Here is a 20909-nt window from a genome sequence, read left to right as displayed (position 1 = left end):
CCACGGCCGGACCGCGAGCGGATCGGCCCGCTCAGGTGTCGATCCCCGCCACCCGCAGGGCGTGGACGAGGTCCCAGCGCCGCTGGTCGGAGACCTTCTCCGCGGCCGCCAGGAGCAGCGGGACCAGCCGTGCCGGATCGGTACCGGCGCAGCGCGCGATCTCCTCCGGGGTCCGCACCCTGACATACGCCTCGACCAGTGCGCGGACCTCGCGGCGGCGGCCCTCGGCGGTGAGTTCGGTGATCACCTCACCGATCTCGGACGGCGGGCGGCCCACCCCCTGGCGCAGCAGCAGCGCGGCGTCCTGGACGCGCCCTGCGGAGGCGAGCACGTCGGCGATCGCGACGAGCCGTTCCACGGGCAGGGACGCCGCCTCCCACAGCAGGGTGGCCCAGTCGGCGGCGAGCCCGGCGCGGTGGAGTCCGGCGGCGAGCAGCGGGAACCGGTCGGCGGGGCCGTACGCGGCCTCCACCAGCACCCCGTGCGCCTCCCCGCCACGGCCCTCGGACCGCAGCCGCACCAACCGGTCGACGGCCTCGGCGGTGGCCCGCAGGGCGGCGCCGTCCGGCGCCGGTTCGGGCGGGGGCGTGCGCTCGCGGCGGCCGAGGGCCCCCGCGAACCGGGCACCGCGCGGTGCCTTGGTCCCGCTCGGTGGCGTGGGCGCAGCGGCCGGACCCGGGTCGGCGCTGTCGTCCGCCCCGGCGAACCGGGCACCGCGCAGCCGACGCCCCGGGCGCTGGCGCGGGGCGGGACGGGAGCCGCCGGGCGGGGCGGGGTCACCGGGGCCGGGCGCGGGGGCCGGGCCGGTCCACGGGGCGGGGTCGGCCGTCGGACCGGGGGCGCCCGGGAAGGCGGGATCCGGGTACGGGGAGCGGGTACCGCGCCCCGGCCCGGGACCGGACACGGGACCGGCACCGGGGGCCGGGGTCCACGCGGCAGGCCCACCCGCCCCCTGCTGGGCCTGCTGGGGGAAGCGTGGTGGACGGGGGTCCGGGGTGCGGGTACCGGGGGCCGGTGCGCCGGGGACCCGGGGCGGGCGTATCACCGGGGTGCCGGGGCCGGGGGGCGTATGGCGGGGATGCCCGCCGGGAGTGCCCCGGTCCGGTGCCGGTCGGCCGCCTCCGGTCCCGTCAGGGGCGGGAAGACCGTCGTACCCGGGCGCGGCACCCGGTGCCCCCGGGGCGCCGGAGCCCTGGGGGGTGTACGGCCCGCCCGTGGCGTACCCCGGGGAGGACGGCTCCCGGCCGGGCACGGGCTCGGCGGAGGTGCGCTCGCCGTCGGGGCCCGAACGGTACGCGCGGGCCGGGCCCGGCCCGTACGGGTGTTCCGGGGCACCTGCGGCGGGGCCGGACGGGACGGGAGCCGGGTCGGCGGTGCCGGACGCGGGGGTCGGGGTGTGCGGGAAGCGGCGCGGGGAACCGGGGCGGTCCGGTCGGCCGTCCGGTGCGGTGCGGTCGGCGGGCCCAGGCGATCCGGGCGCCCGGGGTGCGGTTCGTTCGGCGGTCCGTTCGGCCGGTCTTCCGGCGGGGTGGTCGTCGTCCGGGCGACCCACCGGGCCTTGGGCGCCGGTCGGGTACGCGGCACGTTCCGCGGGGCGCGGAAGGGGGCCGGTCAACGGGTCGTCGTCCCCGGCGGACCGGCGCTGAACGGGTACGACATGCTCGGACCCGGTGCCGTCCGCACCCGCACCCGTACCCGTACCCGCTCCGGCACCGGCGGACGGCGTGCCCATGGCGCCCGCGCGCCGTTCCAGCTCCGCCAGCCGGGCCCGCAGTTCACCGCAGCGCGCGGTGGCGCGTTCATGGTCGTCCTGGGCCCAGGCCAGATCGCGGCGGTACTCGTCGGCCTCCTCGGGGGAGGCGGCGGTGCCGATCAGCCGTCCGAGCTCCAGTCGGCGCTCCGCCGCGTACCGCTGCTCCCCGAGCATCACGCCGAGCCGTTCGCCGAGCACGTCACGGCCGCCGGGGCGGGTGTCGAAGACACTCAGTGACGCGGCGTGCAACGCACGGGCGCGGGCCGTCTCGATCCGGGCCACACGGGCGCCCTGATCCGCCGCGAGATCCTGGAGCAGGGCCTCGACGACATCCCAGGGCGGCACTTCGCGCCCGTCGAGACAGGCCCGCATGCCGTCGGGGTCCCGTTGCCAGAACACACCGCACCAGCCGGCCGCCTGATCCACGCGCGCCAGCAGGTTGTTGAAATAGACCGCGAACTCCCCGATTTGTTCAGGGAGTTGATGCACACTCATCGAAGCTCGCCCCCGTGCGACTGGAGCCCGGCAGTCCGGTAGCCAACACCCACGGTGTTACAGGATGGCTACGCGCCGTTTCCAAAGCACGTCCACGATTCCCGGGCGAAACCGGCCACTCGCGACAGTTCAGGCAGACCAATGTTGCGTCGACCTCGCCCGCGTACCGTCGGCGGCGCAGCCCGAACACGGCGGCGGCAGGAGAACTCCCGGCCCATCATGCGCAGCACGTCTACGACTTGATCACTAGACGCGACTACGGAAAGAGAGCGGGACACCACGGAAGGTGGCCAGGATCACGGCCACCGCTCCCCGGTTCACCCGACCCGCCACCCGCGCCCGCTCACGCCACGACGAGCGCGCAGCGCACGACCAGCTCGTCCAGCGAGAGCCCCAGTACACGGGCCAGCGCGGCGACCGTGAAGAGCGCCGGGGTCGGCGCCCGGCCCGTCTCGATCTTGCGGAGCGTCTCCGGCGAGAGATCCGCCTCGGCGGCGACCTCCGCCATGCTGCGCGCGCCGCGCGCCTCGCGCAGCAGCCGGCCGAGCCGTTCGCCGCGCTCGCGCTCTTCCTGGGTCAGGGGTGTTCGCACCATGGAAGGCATTCTAGCGCCGAACCCCATTCTTATACCGGTATAGTAATTGGCATGGTGGAACTCAAGACGGATGTATCGATCGACGCGATGCGTGTGCCCGGCCGCGTCGTCGCCCAAGCGCTCACGGCCGTACGGCAGGCGGCCCGGGTGGGGGTCTCCCCCCGGCAGCTCGACGTGGTGGCCCGCGAGGTGCTGCACGAGGCGGGGGCGACCTCGCCGTTCCTCGGCTATCACCCGGCGTTCGCGCCGATGCCCTTCCCCGCGGTGCTCTGTGTCTCCGTGAACGACGCGATCGTGCACGGCATCCCCACGGACGAGCCGCTGCGGGACGGTGACCTGGTCTCCGCGGACTTCGGGGCGGCGCTGGGGGGCTGGGTGGGCGACTCGGCCGTCAGCTTCACGGTGGGTACGCCCCGGGCCGCCGACCTCCGGCTGATCGCGACGGCCGAGCGGGCGCTGGCGGCGGGGATCGAGGCGGCCGTGGTCGGCAATCGCATCGGGGACATCGCGCACGCCGTCGGCACGGTGTGCCGGGACGCCGGATACGGCATCCCGGAGGGGTTCGGGGGGCACGGGATCGGGCGCCGGATGCATGAGGACCCGGCGGTGCCCAACGAAGGCCGTCCGGGGCGGGGGATGCGGCTGCGGCACGGGATGGTGCTCGCGATCGAGCCCATGCTGATCGGTGGTGGGCGGGACGGGTATCGCGAGGCGGCGGACGGGTGGACGCTGGTCACCGGGGACGGGAGCAGGGCGGCGCACGTCGAGCACACTGTCGCGATCACCGACACGGGACCTCGCGTCCTGACCTCCCTCTGACGGTCCGCCTTCGCTTGCGCCTCCAGGTGTGTGCCCCTGAACGCACTTGTCCCTGTGCAGGCCGCCCGTGGGTGCGCAGTTCCCCGCGGGCCGCCTTCGCTTGCGCTTCCAGGTGTGTGCCCCTGAACGCACTTGTCCCTGGTGCAGGCCGCCCGTGGTTGCGCAGTTCCTCGCGCCCCTGGGTTTCCTGCGCTGGGCGTACTTGTCCCTGTGCGGGTCGGACGGGGGTGCGCAGTTCCCCGCGCCCCTTAGGTCGCGCCCCTTGCGGTCCCGTTCGGCTGCGGATGGTTCTTGGTTGCTCGCGCAGTTCCCCGCGCCCCTGAGGGGCGCCCGCCTGAGGCCGTCCCTCGGCTGCGGGCACTTCGCTCGCGGAACCCCCCTCCTCGCGCAGTCGCGCTGCTGCGGGAGGGGGTGGGCGGGAATCTCTGCCCGCAGACTCCGACGCCACCAGTACGGCCACTGAACGTCCGTACCGAGCGCGTTGGAGCGAGGACGGAGAATCCCGACCGGCACCGACCCGAAGAACAAACAGGGTGCGCCCCAAAGGGGCGCGGGGAACTGCGCAAAAGACGAGAACCGGCCCGCACCCGAAGAGCGACGAACAGGGGCAGCATCCAGGGGCGCGGGGAACTGCGCGAAGACGAGGGCCAACCCGCAGCCGCAAGACAACAGCCAGAGGCAGCACCCTGAGGCGCACCCGACGAGCGACCCGGGCGAACGGGGACCGCTCAGCCGAGGGGCCCCGGAGAGGCGGGGGAAGGCGACACGACCATCGCCGACCCGCCGCCCCTGCGGCTCCGCTCCGCCGCGGCGACCCACCGCCCGTCCGCCAACCGCTGGACCCCCGTCGCCGCCCCGATCTCCGGATTCTGCCGGAACCCGTGCCCGATGGCCTCAAGCTCGGCCCGCAGCGCGCTGTCCCACAGCGCGGGTTCGAGCTCCGTGGTCGCCTGGTTGCGCTGACTGGCCCGCGGCGCCGCGATCGCGTCGACCAGCGGCAGCCCCCGGTCGACCACCCCGGTCAGCGTCTGGAGCACGGTGGTGACGATCGTCGCACCGCCGGGCGAACCGAGCGCGAGGACGGGCCGCGCGTTCCGGTCGAGGACGATGGTCGGGGCGATCGAGGAGCGCGGACGCTTGCCGGGCCCCGGCAGGTTGGGGTCGTGGACCGCCGGATCGGCGGGCGCGAAGGAGAAGTCGGTCAGCTCGTTGTTGAGCAGGAAGCCCCGGTCCGGGACGGTGATCCCGCTGCCGCCGGTCTGCTCGATGGTGAGGGTGTACGCGACGACGTTGCCCCACTTGTCGGCGGTCGTCAGATGCGTCGTGCTGTCACCCTCGTACGTCGTGGGCGCGGCCTTGCCGCCCGCCGCGCACGGTACCGGCCGGCGGGGGTCGCCGGGGGCGAGGGGGCTGCTCAGGACCGCGTCGTCCTTGATCAGGCAGGCGCGGGAGTCGGCGTACCGCTGGGAGAGGAGTTCCTTCTGCGGTACGTCCTCGAAGGCGGGGTCGCCGACCCAGCGGCCCCGGTCGGCGAAGGCGATCCGGCTGGCCTCGATGAGGCGGTGGAAGTAGGCGGTCCGGCTCGCCTTCGACAGATCCTCGCTCTCCAGGATGTTCAGGGCCTCACCGACCGTCGTCCCGCCGGAGGAGGAGGGCGCGATGGAGTGGATGCCGAGGCCCCGGTACGAGGTCACGGTGGGCTTCTGGAACAGGGCCCGGTAGGAGCGCAGGTCCCGTTCGGTGAGGTCGCCGGGCCGGGCGGTCCGCCCGGACGCGGGGTCGACCGGCGGCCGGGCGACCGTACGGACGATGTCCTCGGCGAGCTTCCCCCGGTACAGGGCGCCGATGCCTTTGCGGGACAGCTCGGCGTAGGTGCGGGCGAGGTCGGGGTTCTTGAAGGTCGAGCCGACCACCGGGAGCCCGCCGCCGGGCAGGAAGAGTTCCGCCGAGGCGGGGAAGTCCTTGAACCGCGCCTGATTGGCCTCGGTCTGGGCGCGGAACGTGGCGTCGACGGTGAATCCGTCGCGGGCCAGCCGCTCGGCGGGCTTCAGCAGGGTGGAGAGCCGTTCGCTGCCCCAGGCGTCGAGCGCGGAGCGCCAGGTGGCGGGTGTCCCGGGGGTGCCGACGGCGAGTCCGCTGGTGACCGCCTGGTCGAAGGGTATGGGCCGGCCGTTCTCCAGGAAGAGCCCGGTGTCCGCCGAGCGGGGCGCGGTCTCCCGGCCGTCCAGGGTGCGCACCGTGCGGGACTTCGCGTCGTAGTGGACGAAGTAGCCGCCGCCGCCGATGCCCGCCGAGTAGGGCTCGGTGACCCCGAGGGCGGCGGCCGTCGCGACGGCCGCGTCGACGGCGTTGCCGCCTTTGCGCAGGATCTCGATCCCGGCGGCGGTCGCGTCCGGGTCGACGCTGGAGACGGCGCCGCCGTGGCCGACGGCGACGGGCACCTTGTCGGGGGTGCGCGGCGGGGCGGCGGCCGTCGGTGGCGCGGTCACCCCGAGGGAGGCGACAGCGGTGGTGACAGCCAGCACGGACAGGTTCCGTGCACGGGAACGACGCATGCGTACCTCCGGTCAACGGGCGTCCGCGCACTGTAACTTCAGCCCTTGCCGGTCGCCAGGACGCCTCGCCCCGGCAGGGCCGGACGGCCGACGGCCGGGTGGCGGGCCGTCCCGCCACCCGGTCCCCCCTCGAACCTCCGTACGGAGGGGCGCTAACATGCGCGCCCATGACCGACGACGTGCTCCTCATCGCCGCCTGGCCGGCCGCCGCGGCTGTCGGCGCCCTGCTCGGGTGGGCCGCGCGGACGCAGCTCTGGCGGCGCAAGCTGCGCCGCAAGCAGGCGTTCCTCGGGCTGCCGGACCACGCCGAGTCGCTGCTCGTCGTCAGCCGGGGGCCGGGCGGGCCCGAGCTCTCGGTGCCGCAGCCCGACATGTTCGCCCTGATCGAGCTGTCGGCCCTGGTCAAGGACTGCGGGGCGCACGCGCAGATCGTCCCGCACGACGCGGTGCAGCAGGGATTCGGGGAGCGGACGGAGTTCTGCCTCGGCAACCCGACGGTGAACCGGCGGATGGCGGCCCATATGGCCGGGCTGCTGCCCGGGGTGCGGGTCAACGCCGATCCGGAGCCCGGGCCGGACCGGGGCGCCTTCCAGATCGGCTCCGAGCGGTACCGGCTGGAGCCCGGGCGGACCGAGTACGTGCTGCTGGCCCGGCTCACCGCCGGTCAGGGGGACACGGCGCGGCCGGTGTTCCTGTTCTGCGGCCAGCGCGCGATCACCAACCAGGCGGCGACCCGGTATCTGGCCCGTCATCACGAGCGGCTGGCCCGTAAGCACCGGGGCGGTTCGTTCGTACTGCTGCTGAAGGTCGTGAACTCGCAGGCGTACGGGCCCGATGTGGTCGAGCTGGTGGCGGACGTGACGGGCGCGGCCCAGGAACCGGTCCCGGCCGTCGTGCCCCGTACGTCGCACCGGGCTCCCTGAGGCTGCCCACCGCGGTGGGAATCCGCTGATGAGGCGCTGGAATGTCCCGGTTCTGTGACAGCTGGACGACCAACGCGCACGGGCGGAACCTCACGGCCCGGCCCGCACTCTCTCCGGACGATTCCGAATCGCACGGAGGTACGACACTGATGTCCAGCGCACCGCTGCCCACCGCACCGCACCCGGCCACGGGCGCCGCTGCGAAGCGTTCCCCCGGCCGACGCGGGCGCCTGCTCACCGTGGGGGCCGGGGCCGCCGGTCTCGCCGTCCTGCTGAGCGCCTGCTCCGGCGGCGGTTCCGACGACGGCAAGGGCGGATCGGGCACCCAGGCGGCCGCTCCCGCCCGGGCCGAGATATCCGTGAACCTGAAGGGCCGGCAGGCCGCCGCGGGCAAGCCCGTGACGGTCACCCTCGCCAAGGGCGGTCTGAAGGAGGTGTCCGTCACCGCGGCCAAGGGGGCGGCGCTGACCGGGAAGGTCTCGTCCGACGGCCGTACCTGGACCTCGAAGCGGGTGGCGGCGCCCGGTACCGCGTACCAGGTGAAGGCCACCACGAAGGAGGGCGGTTCGGCCACCGCCGCGTTCACCACCGCCGCCGCGGCCAAGGTCAACAAGCTGACCCTCGCGCCCGGCAAGGGGACGACCGTGGGCGTCGGCCAGCCCCTGTCGATCGTCTTCGACAACCCGGTCACCGACAAGGCCGACGTGGAGCGCGCGCTGAAGGTCAGCACGTCGAACGACACCGTCGGTTCCTGGGGCTGGATCAAGGACTACAGCGGCCGGGACCGGATCGACTGGCGGCCCAAGGACTACTGGCGCTCGGGCACCCAGGTGCGGCTCAAGGCCGATCTGAACGGCATCGACTCCGGCGGCGGCTTCTTCGTCCGTGACTACGACACGAACTTCACCATCGGCGCCGCCCAGATCGTCAAGGTCGACCTCGCGACGAAGAAGCTCCGGCTGGAGCGCGACGGCAAGGTGGTCAACACCGTGCCGATGTCCGCGGGGACGCCCGGCGGCGACAAGCGGTCCTGGGGCGGGACGACCGTGCTGATGGCCAAGGAGGGCACCATCCGGATGAACTCCGAGACGGTCGGCCTGGGCGACGCGTACGACAAGATGGTCGACCACTCGATGCGGCTGACCTGGTCCGGGATGTACGCGCACGCCGCGCCGTGGAACGCCGCGTACTTCGGCAACGCCAACCGCAGCTCCGGCTGCATCGGGATGAGCGACTCGAACGCCTCCTGGCTGTACGGCCAGGTGCGGGCCGGTGACCCCTTCGAGGTGACGGGCCCCGGGCACAAGGGCGTCCCCGACGCGGGCAACGGCTACGGCGCGTGGAACCTGTCCTGGGCGAAGTGGCAGGACCTGAGCGCACTGGACTGACCGGTTCGCCGACCCCGTCCGAGGAGCCCCCGTACACCGGGGGCTCCTTCGCGTTCGAGGCCGTCCGGAGCCGTCCGGGGTCGACTCCAGGCCCGCTCCCGGGCCGCTCCCGGACCCGTTCCCCGCCCGCCCCCGGGCCCGGCGGGCCCCGGCGCCCCGATTGCAGGGCGCATCACGCGGTGTTTGTGTGGACATGTCCCTCACGAACTTCCGCGGAGCGTGCCATGTCGCTGTCCTCCTTCGGGTCTCCCGGCGGCCCGGACCCCTTCTCCGACCTGCTCAACCGCTTCTTCGGGATGTCGCCGGGCTCCGCCCCGCCCGCGGTGCAGCGGGTCCCGATCGGGCGGCTGCTGAGCGACTCGGCCCGGGAGCTGCTGGCCACCGCCTCCGCCAGGGCGGAGCAGGACGGCAGTCCGGATCTGGACACCGAACATCTGCTGTGGGCGGCCACCCGGACCGAGCCCACCCGTTCCCTGATCGAGGAGGCGGGCGCCGACCCGGAGGAGCTGGGCCGACAGATCGCGCGGGCGCTGCCGGGCGAGTCGTCGTCCCCCTCGGCCGAGCCGGGGCTCACCCCCGCCGCCAAACGGGTGCTGATCGGCGCCCACGCCCGGTCCCGGGCGGCCGGGTCGTCGTACATCGGTCCGGAGCACATCCTGGGCGCCCTGCTGGACGACCGGAACTCCGGTGCCGCGCGGGCGATCGCCCACCATGTGCCGGACGCCGCCTCGCTGCGGCGGGCCGCCGACACCCCGCCCCGGCGCGGTGAGGCACCGGAGCGGCAGAGCGACACCCCGACCCTCGACCAGTACGGCCTCGATCTGACCGAGGAGGCCAGGGCCGGGCGGCTGGACCCGGTGGTGGGCCGCGCCGAGGAGATCGAGCAGACCGTGGAGGTGCTGTCCCGGCGCACCAAGAACAACCCGGTGCTCATCGGTGAGCCGGGGGTCGGCAAGACCGCGATCGTGGAGGGCCTCGCGCAGCGCGTCGTCGCCGGGGAGGTACCGGCGAGCCTCAAGGACCGGCGGGTGGTGGCCCTCGATCTGCCGGGGCTGGTCGCGGGGTCGAAGTACCGGGGCGAGTTCGAGGAGCGGCTGAAGAATGTGATCGACGAGGTCAGGGCGGCCTCGGAGTCGACTGTCCTGTTCATCGACGAGCTGCACACGGTGGTGGGCGCGGGGTCCGGGGGCGAGGGCGCGATGGACGCGGGCAACATCCTCAAACCGGCGCTGGCCCGCGGTGAGCTCCATGTGGTCGGGGCGACCACGATCGACGAGTACCGCAAGCACATCGAGAAGGACGCGGCCCTGGAGCGCCGTTTCCAGCCGGTCACCGTCCCCGAGCCGACGGTGGCGGAGACGGTCCAGATCCTGGAGGGGCTGCGGGACACCTACGAGGCACACCACCAGGTGCGGTTCAGCGACGAGGCGCTGGTGGCCGCCGCCGAGCTGTCGGACCGCTACATCGCGGACCGGTTCCTGCCGGACAAGGCGATCGACCTGATGGACACGGCGGGCGCCCGGGTCCGGCTGCGGTCGCTGGGCCGGTCCACGGAGGTCGTCGAGCGGGAGGACCGGGTCGCCCGGCTCCAGCGGGAGAAGGACCAGGCGGTGGCCAACGAGGACTTCGAGCGGGCGTCGGAACTCAAACGGCGGATCGCCACGGTCGAGGACGAGGTCGCGGGGGTCGCGGAACGCCGTGAGGGCGTCATGCGGGTCACCACCGACGACATCGCGGACGTGCTGTCCCGGCGGACCGGTATCCCCGTCTCGCAGCTCACGCGGAGCGAGAAGGAGAAATTGCTGAAGCTGGAGGACGCGCTGCACTCCCGGGTGGTGGGCCAGGACGAGGCGGTGGTCGCGGTGTCCGAGGCGGTGCGCCGCAGCCGCGCGGGGATGGGCGACCCGGACCGGCCGGTGGGCTCGTTCCTGTTCCTGGGGCCGACCGGGGTCGGCAAGACGGAGCTGGCGAAGGCCCTCGCGGAGCTGCTGTTCGGGGACGAGAACCGGATGGTCCGGTTCGACATGAGCGAGTTCCAGGAGAAGCACACGGTGTCCCGGCTGGTCGGGGCGCCGCCCGGGTACGTGGGCCACGAGGACGCGGGCCAGCTGACCGAGAAGGTGCGCAGACAGCCGTACAGCGTGCTGCTGTTCGACGAGATCGAGAAGGCGCACCGCGATGTCTTCAACGCGCTGCTCCAGGTGCTGGACGACGGGCGGCTGACGGACGCGCGGGGCAGGACCGTCGACTTCCGGCACACGGTCGTGATCATGACGAGCAACATCGGCGCGCAGCGCATCCTGGCCCGGCGGGGCGAGGTGGACGACGGCAGCGGGGTGCTGAGCGGGCGGCTCAAGGACGAGCTGATGGAGGATCTGCGGGACCGGTTCCTGCCGGAGTTCCTGAACCGCGTGGACGAGATCATCGTGTTCCACGGGCTGGGTCCGGAGGATCTGGCCCGCATCCTGGAGCTGCTGCTGGACCGCAGCGAGCGCCGGGTACGGGCCCAGGGCCTGCGCCTTGAGGTGACCGACGCGGCGAAGAAGCTGCTGGTGGCCCATGGCACCCAGCCCGAGTTCGGGGCCCGGCCGCTGCGCCGGACGATCCAGACGGAGCTGGACAACCGGCTGGCGTCGCTGCTGCTGAGCGGCGAGGCGGACCCGGGCGACACGGTGGTGGCGGATGTCCGGCAGGACTCGCTGGTGTGCACGGTGCGCAAGCCGGAGAAGAACGCCGGCGCGGGGGCGGGAGCGGGATCCGACGAGACCGGGGCCGGGTCGGGAGCGTCGGGAGCCGGTTCCCCGGACGCTCCGGACGTTCCGGGCGCGTCGGCACCGCCGGACGCGGGGTAGCCCACCGCTCCGCGCCACGGCGGCGGACACCTGAGGTGCGAGTCACGGTGACAGGCACACGAGGTGCGCGTCATGGTGACCGGCCGATGAGGTGCCCGTACGGCGGCGGACACCTGAGGTGTGCCAAGGCCCCGCTCCGCAGGGAGCCCGGAGCGCAACCCGTCCGGCGCGCGACTGACCTTCCCCTCGCCCGCGGCCGACCGCCCTGCTCTGTCGGTACCGCCGCGCGAGCGGTGATCTCCGGCCGCCGCCGGGCGGGCCCGGCCCCGCGAACCGCCGCTTCCCTCCCCGGGTTCAGCCCCGGGGAGCGGCGGGGGGATTCCCGCCCGGCAGCAGCGTCCCTGGCTCGGGCGGTGCGATGTCGACGGCCTCCGTCCTGGGATTGCGGCGCTGCCGGCGGGCCACCCAGTGGGCGAACCAGGACAGCAGCATGCACATCCCGATGTAGATCGGTGAGATCACCATCACGACCGGGATGAAGGGCAGATCGTAGTCGAGGTTCGACGCGATCAGCTTCCCGGCGTGGAGGAACTCCTCATAGGTGATCAGATATCCCAGCGAGGTGTCCTTGAGGGCCACCACGAGCTGGCTGATGATCGCGGGCAGCATCGCCCGCGCGGCCTGCGGCACCAGGACGTACGACATGACCTGCGTCTTGCGCATCCCGAGCGCGAACGCCGCCTCCCCCTGGCCGCGTTCGACCGCGTTGACGCCGGAGCGGAAGACCTCCGCGAGCACACTGCCGTTGTACAGGGTGAGCCCGGCGACCAGCGCGGGCAGCGGCTGCACCTTCAGCGCCACGAAGATGAAGAAGATCATCACCAGGACGGGCATCGCGCGGAAGAACTCCACGATCAGCGTGGACAGCCAGCGCACGGGCGCGTGGTCGGAGAGCCGGCCGGTGGCGAGCAGCGCGCCGAGCACCAGGGACAGCACGGCGGCGATCCCGAACGCCTTCAGGGTGTTGCCGAGGCCCCGCAGCAGCAGTTCCTGGATGCCCTTGTACTCGAACGGCGTCCACTTGGTGGCGGTGAACTGTCCGGTGTCGAAGAGGAGGTAGAGGATCCAGCCGATCAGGGCGAGCAGGACGGCCGTCGAGATCAGGCCGTAGATCCGGTGCCGGTGGCGGGTCCGGGGGCCGGGGATGTCGTAGAGGGCGTTCGACTCCCGGGGCGCGTGGTGCGGGGAGCCGCTGTCGGCGGTGGGCAGAGCGACGGTCACCGGACGACCCCCCAGTGGCGTTCCATCAGGTTGAACAGGGCGCTGATGGTGAGTGTGATGATCAGATAGCCGACGGCGATCCAGATGAATGTCCAGACGATGTTGTAGCCGAGTTCGCTGAGCGTCTTGTAGGTGCCGAGGAGTTCGGTGACGCTGAACGCGCCCGCGATCGCGGAGTTCTTGGCGAGGGCGATCAGGGTGGAGCCGACCGGCGGGATCACCGACCGGAACGCCTGCGGCAGCACCACGAGGGTCAGGGTCTGCGCGAAGGTCATCCCCAGGCTGCGGGCGGCCTCGCCCTGCCCCTTGGGCACGGTGTTGATGCCGGAGCGCAGCGCCTCGCAGATGAACGCGGAGGTGTAGCAGCCGAGCGCGAGGACCGCGAACACCTGGAAGGGCAGGACGAGCCCGAAGCGCGGCAGTCCGAGGAGGACCGCGAAGAACAGCAGGGTGAGCGGGGTGTTGCGCAGTACGGCCACCCATACGGTGCCGAAGGCGCGCAGCGATCCGACGGGGGCCACCCGGAACGACGCCATCACGAAGCCGAGCAGCAGGGCGAGCGCGGAGGAGTAGACGGTGAGTTCGACGGTGCCGAGGAATCCCTTGGCGTAGGTGTCGAAATTGCTTGTCAGTACGTTCAAGAGGGGGCCTCGTTCAGCTCGCCGGATAGCGGTCGATGGCGGGCGGCTCGGGCGCGGGGACCCCGGACAGACCGAGGGTCGCCTGGTACGCCTTCTTCCAGTCGCCGTTCTTCTCCCGGGCGGCGAGTGCGTCGTCGAGGGCGAAGCGCAGCGCGTTGTCGTTCTTGGGGACGCCGATGCCGTACGGCTCCTGGGAGAAGGGCTTGCCGACGACCTTGAGTTCCTCGGGGACCTTGGCGGCGTAGCCGATGAGGATCGCGTCGTCGGTGGTGACCGCGTCGACCTGGTAGGTCAGCAGGTTGTCGACGCACACCGAGTAGGTGTCGTACGCGACGAGGTCGGCCTTCGGGTAGTCCTTCTGGATGCGCTGGTACGGGGTGGAGCCGGCCGCCGAGCAGACGCGCTTGCCCGCGAGGTCCTGGGGGCCCTTGATGTCGTTCTCGTCGGCGCGGACCAGCAGGCCCTGTCCGGCGAGGTAGTAGGGGCCCGCGAAGCCGACGAGCTTCTTGCGGTTGTCGTTGATGGTGTAGGTGCCGACGTAGAAGTCGATCTGGCCGTTCTGGAGCGCCGTCTCGCGGTTGGCGGAGGCGATGGTGCGAAAGCGGAGGGTGGCGGGGGCGAAGCCGAGGGAGGCGGACATCATCCGTGCGATCTCGATGTCGAAGCCGGAGTACGCGCCGCTCGCCGGGTCCTTCTCGCCGAGGTAGGGCTGGTCCTCCTTGGCGCCGACGGTGAGATAACCGCGTCTCTTGGCGCGTTCCCAGGTCGGTGAGCCGGGCAGGGTGAAGTCCTTGTCGACCTCGTACGTGGGCAGGGCTCCCGCCTCGGGGCCCTTCACGGGCGGGCTGCCGTCCTTGCCGCAGGCGGCGGTGAGGACGGCCAGGGCGGCCAGGGCGGCCAGCAGCAGGAGGAGGACGGCGGGCGGGCGGGGTGCGCGGGGGGTCCCCCGGGGTGTCATGAGGTGTCCCCCTCAGTGCTTCAGGATCTTGGAGAGGAAGTCCTTGGCGCGGTCGCTCTCCGGGTGGGTGAAGAAGTCCTCCGGAGTGCGGTCCTCGACGATCCGGCCGTCGGCCATGAACACGACGCGGTTGGCGGCGGAGCGGGCGAAGCCCATCTCATGGGTGACGACGACCATGGTCATGCCGTCATGGGCGAGCTGGCGCATGACCTCCAGCACTTCGTTGATCATCTCCGGGTCGAGCGCCGAGGTCGGCTCGTCGAACAGGAGCGCCTTGGGGTCCATGGCGAGGGCGCGGGCGATGGCCACGCGCTGCTGCTGGCCGCCGGAGAGCTGGGCGGGGAACTTGTCGGCCTGGTCGGCGAGACCGACCCGGTCCAGCAATTCCCTGGCCCGCTGCTCGGCCTGTTCCCGGCGGCGTCCGCGCACCTTGATCTGGGCCAGGGCGATGTTCTGGAGGACGGTCTTGTGGGCGAAGAGGTTGAACGACTGGAAGACCATGCCGACCTCGGTCCGGAGCCGCGCGAGGGACTTGCCCTCCTCGGGCAGCGGGCGGCCGTCGAGCCGGATCGAGCCGGACTCGATCGTCTCCAGCCGGTTGATGGTTCTGCACAGCGTGGATTTGCCGGACCCTGACGGGCCGATGACGACGACCACCTCCCCCTTGCCGACGGTCAGGTCGATGTCCTTGAGGACATGCGCCGTCCCGTAGTACTTGTTCACGTCACGCAGTTCGATCAACGGATCGACGGCCATGCCCTGCCCTGCCCACTCTCAGCGGTGTCGGTCCGCGCAAACTATCCACCGCAATATGGGACTTAAGCGACGACACGCACGTATCGTCATTAACCGTATTTGAGGTCAGCGGGCCGGACCACGCGTCTTCCCGTGCGGCACGGCGGCCGCGCGGGCGCGCGGCCCGGTCACGGCGCCCGCCCGCGGCGGGGCGCGGGGCGGATCAGAACTCGGCCGCCTCCGCGTAGACCTGCGACAGACCGGGCGCGCCGTGCACCGCCCACTCAAGACCCGCCTCGACGACCGGGATCTCCCGTCCCGACGCCAGCCGCACCACGGGCCGCCCGCCGGGCCACACCCACCAGGAGGCGCCGGGGACCGTACGGATGATGACCGTGCCGAGATACAGACCCGCGTCGTTGCCGAGCCACGGCAGCGCCTCCGGGTCGTCGCGCCAGCGCGGCAGCAACTGGTCGAGGTCGGTCAACGACGCCGCCGTGTCGTCCAGTTCGAGTCCGGCGCCGCTCGCCTGCGAGCGCAGCAGCTCGCACTCGGCGAACAGTTCCGCCACCGCCCCGGGATCGTCCTCGAACACCCTCGCGAGCCCCTGGCCGTGTGAGCCGGGCCGCCGATTGCGCCACTTGTCCACGAAAGGGATCTTCATACCTCCAGCCTGGCACTCGTGCCGCCCACCGCACCACAGGCGCGCGGCCGTACGCGCGGCCGTTCGACGGGTGTACGCGCGTCGTGCGTTGACGTAAGGGGGCGCGCTGCCTAGCGTCGGCGGACGGACGGCGTGCGCGCGGACCGGCCTCCGGTGCGTGGACCTGCGGCTTCCGGACCCCGGCCGGGACACGGAAGCCCGGTGGGTACAGGGCCCGGCAAGCCCGTCGTCCCCGTACGACCTGCGCGTGGCCTCCCGCCACCCGAGCGGAAGGAACGGCCATGAGCCCAGTGGAAGGGCCCGGCAGACGGTGGCGGAACCGTACGGCGGCGGTCCTGCTCACCGTGGTGACGGCTGTGACTCCGCTCACCCCGGGTACGATCCCCGGCCCGCCGGGCACCGCCGCCGCGGCCGGCCGGACTCCGGTCCCCGAGGCGTCCCGGACCCCGCTGCCCCTGGAGCACCTGTTCGACAACCGGGGCATCAGCGACGACGACCGGCCCCAGTACGCGGACCTCGACGGCTCCGGCGCGTCCCTGTCGGCGGGCGATCTCGCGGCGGCGGGCTGGACCCCGGGCCGGACGATGACGGTCGCCGGAGCGCCGCTGACCTGGCCCCGGCCCGTGGACGGCGGATTCGACAACGTCCGGGCGGACGGACAGGCCGTCCGGGTCACCGGGCAGGGCGACGCGCTGGTCCTCCTCGTCACCGGCACCCGGGGCACCGCCACCGGCGACGGCACCGTCCGCTACCGCGACGGGCTGCGCACCCCGTACCGGCTGACCGCCCCCGACTGGCGCGGCGGCCCGCTCGCCACCAAGGCCGTGGCGCTGCCCCATGTGAACAAGCCCTCCGGACGGCTCACCGAACGCGCCAAGCTGTACGCCGTGACCGTCCCGCTGGTCCCCGGCCGGGAGATCGCCTCGGTCACCCTGCCCCGGGACGGGTCCGGCGCGGACCTCCATGTGTTCGCGATCGAGGTACGGCCCTCGACGACCGGCTGGACCGGCAGCTGGGCGACCTCCACCGGCACCTACGCCAAGGTCGGCCCGTGGACGGACCGCACCCTGCGGCTCGTGGTGCGCACCTCGGCGGGCGGCCCCCGGCTGCGGGTCCGCCTCGACAACACGTTCGCCCCGGAGCCGGTACGGATCGGGGCGGCCAGCGTCGCCGTCCGCGACGCCGGGGCGACACCGCGGGACACGCCCGTCCCGCTGGCCTTCGGCGGCGCGGACGGGACGGAGATCCCGGCGGGCGCCCAGGTCTTCAGCGACCCGCTCCCCTTCGACGTGCCCCCCGGCACGGATCTGCTGGTGAGCTTCCATCTGCCCGGGACGGTCCGGGCCGCTCCCCTGCACCGCGAGTCGGCCCGCACCTCGTACCTCGGCGGGGCGGGCGACCGCACCGGCACGACCGACCCGGCGGCCTTCCCCGAGGAGATCACGACCTGGCCGCTGCTCACCGGGGTCGACGTCGGCGGCGGCCCCGGGTCGGTGGTCGTGATCGGGGACTCCATCACGGACGCGTCGGAGGCGAACCGGGACACCGATCTGCGCTGGACGGACCATCTGACGGCCCGGCTGCACAACCGCCCGCGCGCACCCCGCCACGGCGTCCTCAACCAGGGGATCTCCGCCAACCGCGTCCTCACCGACCGCTACCCCGGCGACGGGGTGTCGAAGGACTCGTCGGGTGTGAGCGTGCTGTCCCGGCTGGACCGCGACGCGCTCGCCCAGACCTCCGCCCGGACCCTGGTGGTCTTCCAGGGCGTCAACGATCTGCGCTGGGGCGCCACGGCCGGGGAGGTGCTGGCGGGGCTGCGGGAGGTCGCCGGCCGGGCACGGGCCCGGGGACTGCGGGTGGTGGTGGCGACGCTCACGCCCTGCGGCGGCGAGAAACGCTGCACGGCCGCCGTCGACACCGAGCGGCGGGCCGTCAACGACGCGCTGCGCGCCGAGCCGGGGCCGCCCTTCGACGCGGTCCTCGACTTCGACCGGGTGCTGCGCGATCCGGAGCAGCCGTCCCGGATGGCGCCCCGCTACGACAGCGGGGACCATCTGCACCCCGGTGACGCCGGGATGGCCGCGCTGGCGGACTCGGTGGACCTGAGGGAACTGCGCCACTGAGGCCCCACCGCCGGGCGGTACCTCTCAGGACCGCCCGGCGCCGGGCCACCAGGCCGTCCGGCGCTCAGACGTCCAGGTCGACCACGACAGGAGCGTGGTCGGACGCGCCCTTGCCCTTGCGCTCCTCACGGTCCACGTACGCGTCGGTGACGGCCTTGGTGAAGGGCTCGTTCCCGTACACGAGGTCGATCCGCATGCCCTTGTTCTTCGGGAAGCTGAGCTGGCGGTAGTCCCAGTACGTGTACGGGTGGTCGTACTTCAGGGGGCGCGGGACGACATCGCCGAGGCCCGTGGCGCGCAGGTCGGCGAGCGCGGCCCGCTCCGCGGGGGTGACATGGGTGGCGCCGTCGAAGACGGAGATGTCCCAGACGTCCTCGTCGGCCGGGGCGACGTTGTAGTCACCGAGGACGGCGAACGGGCGGCCGCCCGCCGCGTCGTCCGCGACGGCCGCCCTCAGCGCCTCGAACCAGCGGAGCTTGTACGCGTAGTGCGCGTGCCCGACCTCCCGGCCGTTCGGCACGTACACCGACCAGACCCGGACCGGACCGCAGGTGGCCGCGACGGCGCGGGGCTCCTGGACGTCCTCGTAGCCCGGGTCGCCCGGCAGGCCCTTGACCACGTCCTCCAGACCGACCCGGGAGATCACCGCGACGCCGTTCCACCGGCCGGTCGCGTGGACCGCCGACTCGTACCCCAGCTCGCGCAGCTCGGCGACCGGGAACTGCGCCTCGGTCGTCTTCGCCTCCTGGAGACACAGCACATCGGTGCCGGTGCTCTCCAGCCAGGCCAGCAGACGGGGGGTCCGCGCGGTGATCGAGTTCACGTTCCAGGTGGCGATACGCATGTCCCCCAACCTACCCGGCGGGTGTGACAACCCGGGGCCCCGGACCGCCCGGGGGCGGCTACAGGTCGGCGGTGCCGCCGGGGGCCAGCCGCAGGTGCTCGGCTCCGCCGAGGGACCCGATCTGGCGGTCGTAGAGGGGCCGGGCCAGGTCGGTGAGCAGCGCGTCATGGATGTCGTAGGCGCGGCGCGGCCCGACCTCGCGGACGTAGTCGATCACCTCGGAGATCTTGTTCCAGGGCGCGTGCACCGGCAGCATCAGGGTGTCCACCGGGCGGCCCGGGACGGTGAGCGCGTCGCCCGGGTGGAAGACCGAACCGTCGACCAGGAAACCCACATTGGTGATCCGGGGGATGTCCGGGTGGATCACGGCGTGCAGTTCGCCGTGGACCTCGATGTCGAAGCCCGCGACCGAGAAGGTGTCGCCGTGCCCGACCGTGCGGATCCGTCCCGGGTACGCGGCGGACAGCTGCGCGGCGACCGACCGGAGCGTCCACACGGTGGTGGCCGGGTCGGCGTCCAGCGCGGCCCGCAGACGTTCCTCGCTGAAGTGGTCGGGGTGCTCATGCGTGACGAGGATCGCCGCGGCCCCCCGGGTGGCGTCCTCCTCCGTGTACCCGCCGGGGTCGACCACCAGGGAGCGGCCGTCCTTCTCCAGCCGTACGCACGCGTGTGTCTTCTTGGTGAGCTTCATGGGCCCCATCCTCCATCGCGCGGTGCCCGGCGCCCGCGCACGCGCCACAGCGGGTCGCCCCCGCGGCCCGGAAGGGCTGGTCCCGCGCGATCCGGGCCCGGGACGGCTCCGGGGCGGGCCCGGGATGCCCCCGATCCGGTCCCGGGGCGGGTCACTCCTGCGGGGTCGTCTCCTCCCGGATGACCTGCTGGGCGGCACGGAAGGCGCGGTTGGCAGCGGGCACACCGCAGTAGACGGCGGCCTGCAGCAGGATCTCCTTGATCTCCGCGGGGGTGAGCCCGTTGCGCAGCGCGGCCCGGGTGTGGGTGGCCAGTTCCTCGGTGTGGCCGCCCGCCACCAGCGCGCTGAGGGCGGCCGTGCTGCGCAGCCGCCGGTCGAGTCCGGGCCGGTCCCACACCTCGCCCCAGGCGTAGCGGGTCACGAACCGCTGGAAGTCCTCCGAGAAGTCGTCGGCGGCGTCGAGCGTACGGTCCACGTGCGCGTCGCCGAGCACTTCGCGGCGTACCTTCAGCCCCGCCTCGTAGGCGTCGCCCGTGGGCCTGCCGCCGGACTGTTCCGCGGCGGGCGCGATGGCGGCGACGGCGACCGCCGCGGGCGGTGCGGCCGGGGCGGGGACGGTCGCCGTGGTGACGAGCCGGTGCTGTCCGGTCGCGTCGGACTGCGCGGCCCAGGACGTGGAGAAGTGCCGTACGAGCAGATCGGTGACCGCGACGGGCTGTTCCACGGCGGCCAGATGGGAGGCGCCGGGGACGACGGCGAGCCGGGCGTCGGGGATGCCGGCGACAAGGGTCCGTGCCTCGGCGGGCCCGGTGACCTTGTCCTCGGAGCCGACGAGGACCAGCGTCGGCACTCCTATCCGGGCGAGCGCGGCCCGCGCGTCGAAGGTGGCGAGCGCCTCGCAGGCGGCGATGTAGCAGCCCGGGTCGGTGGTGCGCACCATCTGCACGGCCCACTCGGTGATCGCGGGCTGGGCCGCGGCGAACCCGGGGGTGAACCAGCGCTCGGGCGACGACCGCGCGATCGGGTCGAGCCCGTTGGTCCGTACGACGACCCCGCGCTGGCGGAACTCGTCGGGGGTGCCGAACCGGGGCGAGGAGGCGATCAGGGCCAGCGAGGCGACCCGGTGGGGGTGGCGCAGCGCGAGGTCGATCCCTATGGCGCCCGCGAAGGCACAGCCCGCGTAGCCGAAGCGCTGGACACCCAGCTCGTCGAGCAGTGCCACCAGCCGGTCGGACAGTTCCCCGACGGAGGACACCGGGCGGGCGGGGGCGCCTCCGTGGCCGGGAAGATCGAACCGCAGGACGCGCCACTGACCGGCGAGCTCCGGGACCTGGCGGTCCCACATGTGCCATGTGGTACCCAACGAGGGCCCGATGACCAGGACCGGGGCGTCCTCCGGCCCGTCAAAGCGGTATTGCAGGGTTTTCATCGGTGTCTCGCTCACTCGTCCGACCCTCTCATCCGTCACCAGATGTCACATCGCCGGGGTTGACCCGGCGGACCTCGGCTCTCCCACGACGGCAGGTCCGGCGCCGTGGGAACCCTCAGGAGTGGGGGTACGCGCTCTCCGGCGTCTCGTCATGTCCGTCCGGACAGCGGGCTGTCCGGACACGCGCCCCTCTGTCCGTACGGGCAAGGCCTCCCCCTTC

16 protein-coding genes are annotated in these 20909 nt (G+C 73.1%); 5 read left to right on the top strand and 11 right to left on the bottom strand.

Translation table 11 applies throughout. The features are described 5' to 3' along the window. Nucleotides 1-31: 31 nt before the first annotated feature. Complete coding sequence (locus AB852_RS19870) at nucleotides 32-2248, bottom strand: hypothetical protein (RefSeq protein ID WP_073790201.1); 2217 nt, start codon at nucleotides 2246-2248, stop codon at nucleotides 32-34. 343 nt (nucleotides 2249-2591) lie between these two features. Next, nucleotides 2592-2843 (bottom strand): helix-turn-helix domain-containing protein, encoded by a 252-nt coding sequence (locus AB852_RS19865; RefSeq protein ID WP_073790198.1) that lies wholly within the window; start codon nucleotides 2841-2843, stop codon nucleotides 2592-2594. A 51-nt stretch (nucleotides 2844-2894) separates the two neighbouring features. On the opposite strand from AB852_RS19865, the gene map reads away from it, so the two are divergent. Continuing rightward, the gene (gene map, locus AB852_RS19860; RefSeq protein ID WP_073790196.1) at nucleotides 2895-3662 is read left to right on the top strand and encodes a type I methionyl aminopeptidase; all 768 of its coding nucleotides are present in this window, start codon (nucleotides 2895-2897) and stop codon (nucleotides 3660-3662) included. Between the two features lie 728 nt (nucleotides 3663-4390). On the opposite strand, the gene ggt is transcribed toward map, so the two are convergent. Continuing rightward, nucleotides 4391-6217, bottom strand: coding sequence for a gamma-glutamyltransferase (gene ggt / locus AB852_RS19855; RefSeq protein WP_073790194.1), 1827 nt, complete (start codon nucleotides 6215-6217; stop codon nucleotides 4391-4393). 167 nt (nucleotides 6218-6384) lie between these two features. Here ggt and AB852_RS19850 point away from each other — a divergent pair, with 167 nt between their 5' ends. The 3 genes from AB852_RS19850 (at nucleotide 6385) to AB852_RS19840 (ending at nucleotide 11380) form a co-directional block, all read left to right on the top strand. Beyond that, nucleotides 6385-7140 (top strand): hypothetical protein, encoded by a 756-nt coding sequence (locus AB852_RS19850; protein WP_073790192.1) that lies wholly within the window; start codon nucleotides 6385-6387, stop codon nucleotides 7138-7140. Nucleotides 7141-7289: 149 nt separating this feature from the next. After that, complete coding sequence (locus AB852_RS19845; protein ID WP_079184800.1) at nucleotides 7290-8528, top strand: L,D-transpeptidase; 1239 nt, start codon at nucleotides 7290-7292, stop codon at nucleotides 8526-8528. Nucleotides 8529-8752: 224 nt separating this feature from the next. After that, nucleotides 8753-11380 (top strand): ATP-dependent Clp protease ATP-binding subunit, encoded by a 2628-nt coding sequence (locus AB852_RS19840; protein WP_073790190.1) that lies wholly within the window; start codon nucleotides 8753-8755, stop codon nucleotides 11378-11380. 294 nt (nucleotides 11381-11674) lie between these two features. Here AB852_RS19840 and AB852_RS19835 read toward each other — a convergent pair whose 3' ends face one another. The 5 genes from AB852_RS19835 to AB852_RS19815 all read right to left on the bottom strand — a co-directional run bounded on the left by AB852_RS19835 (nucleotide 11675) and on the right by AB852_RS19815 (nucleotide 15599). Further along, nucleotides 11675-12601, bottom strand: coding sequence for an amino acid ABC transporter permease (locus tag AB852_RS19835; RefSeq protein ID WP_385917845.1), 927 nt, complete (start codon nucleotides 12599-12601; stop codon nucleotides 11675-11677). Continuing rightward, complete coding sequence (locus AB852_RS19830; RefSeq protein ID WP_073790188.1) at nucleotides 12598-13242, bottom strand: amino acid ABC transporter permease; 645 nt, start codon at nucleotides 13240-13242, stop codon at nucleotides 12598-12600. Before AB852_RS19830 ends, AB852_RS19835 begins: the two co-directional genes overlap by 4 nt. Before the next feature lie 13 nt (nucleotides 13243-13255). Beyond that, nucleotides 13256-14200, bottom strand: coding sequence for a glutamate ABC transporter substrate-binding protein (locus tag AB852_RS19825; RefSeq protein WP_073790186.1), 945 nt, complete (start codon nucleotides 14198-14200; stop codon nucleotides 13256-13258). Between the two features lie 12 nt (nucleotides 14201-14212). Further along, complete coding sequence (locus AB852_RS19820; RefSeq protein ID WP_073790184.1) at nucleotides 14213-14956, bottom strand: amino acid ABC transporter ATP-binding protein; 744 nt, start codon at nucleotides 14954-14956, stop codon at nucleotides 14213-14215. A 202-nt stretch (nucleotides 14957-15158) separates the two neighbouring features. Beyond that, the gene (locus AB852_RS19815) at nucleotides 15159-15599 is read right to left on the bottom strand and encodes a DUF6278 family protein (protein WP_073790182.1); all 441 of its coding nucleotides are present in this window, start codon (nucleotides 15597-15599) and stop codon (nucleotides 15159-15161) included. Between the two features lie 281 nt (nucleotides 15600-15880). On the opposite strand from AB852_RS19815, the gene AB852_RS19810 reads away from it, so the two are divergent. After that, nucleotides 15881-17725, top strand: coding sequence for a GDSL-type esterase/lipase family protein (locus tag AB852_RS19810; protein ID WP_073790180.1), 1845 nt, complete (start codon nucleotides 15881-15883; stop codon nucleotides 17723-17725). A gap of 64 nt (nucleotides 17726-17789) precedes the next feature. Here the strand turns inward: AB852_RS19810 and AB852_RS19805 are convergent, their stop codons facing one another. The 3 genes from AB852_RS19805 to pcaDC all read right to left on the bottom strand — a co-directional run bounded on the left by AB852_RS19805 (nucleotide 17790) and on the right by pcaDC (nucleotide 20704). Continuing rightward, entirely contained in the window at nucleotides 17790-18569 is a 780-nt protein-coding gene (locus AB852_RS19805; protein WP_073790178.1) for an exodeoxyribonuclease III, read from the bottom strand. A gap of 58 nt (nucleotides 18570-18627) precedes the next feature. Further along, complete coding sequence (locus AB852_RS19800; protein ID WP_073790176.1) at nucleotides 18628-19260, bottom strand: MBL fold metallo-hydrolase; 633 nt, start codon at nucleotides 19258-19260, stop codon at nucleotides 18628-18630. 151 nt (nucleotides 19261-19411) lie between these two features. Then, on the bottom strand, nucleotides 19412-20704 hold the full coding sequence (pcaDC, locus tag AB852_RS19795) for a bifunctional 3-oxoadipate enol-lactonase/4-carboxymuconolactone decarboxylase PcaDC (protein ID WP_073790174.1): 1293 nt from the start codon (nucleotides 20702-20704) through the stop codon (nucleotides 19412-19414). Nucleotides 20705-20909: the final 205 nt, after the last annotated feature.

The organism is Streptomyces uncialis, assembly GCF_001905345.1.
In the GTDB taxonomy this organism is placed as follows: Bacteria; Actinomycetota; Actinomycetes; order Streptomycetales; family Streptomycetaceae; genus Streptomyces; species Streptomyces uncialis.
This window is presented reverse-complemented; position numbering and strand designations above follow the sequence as displayed.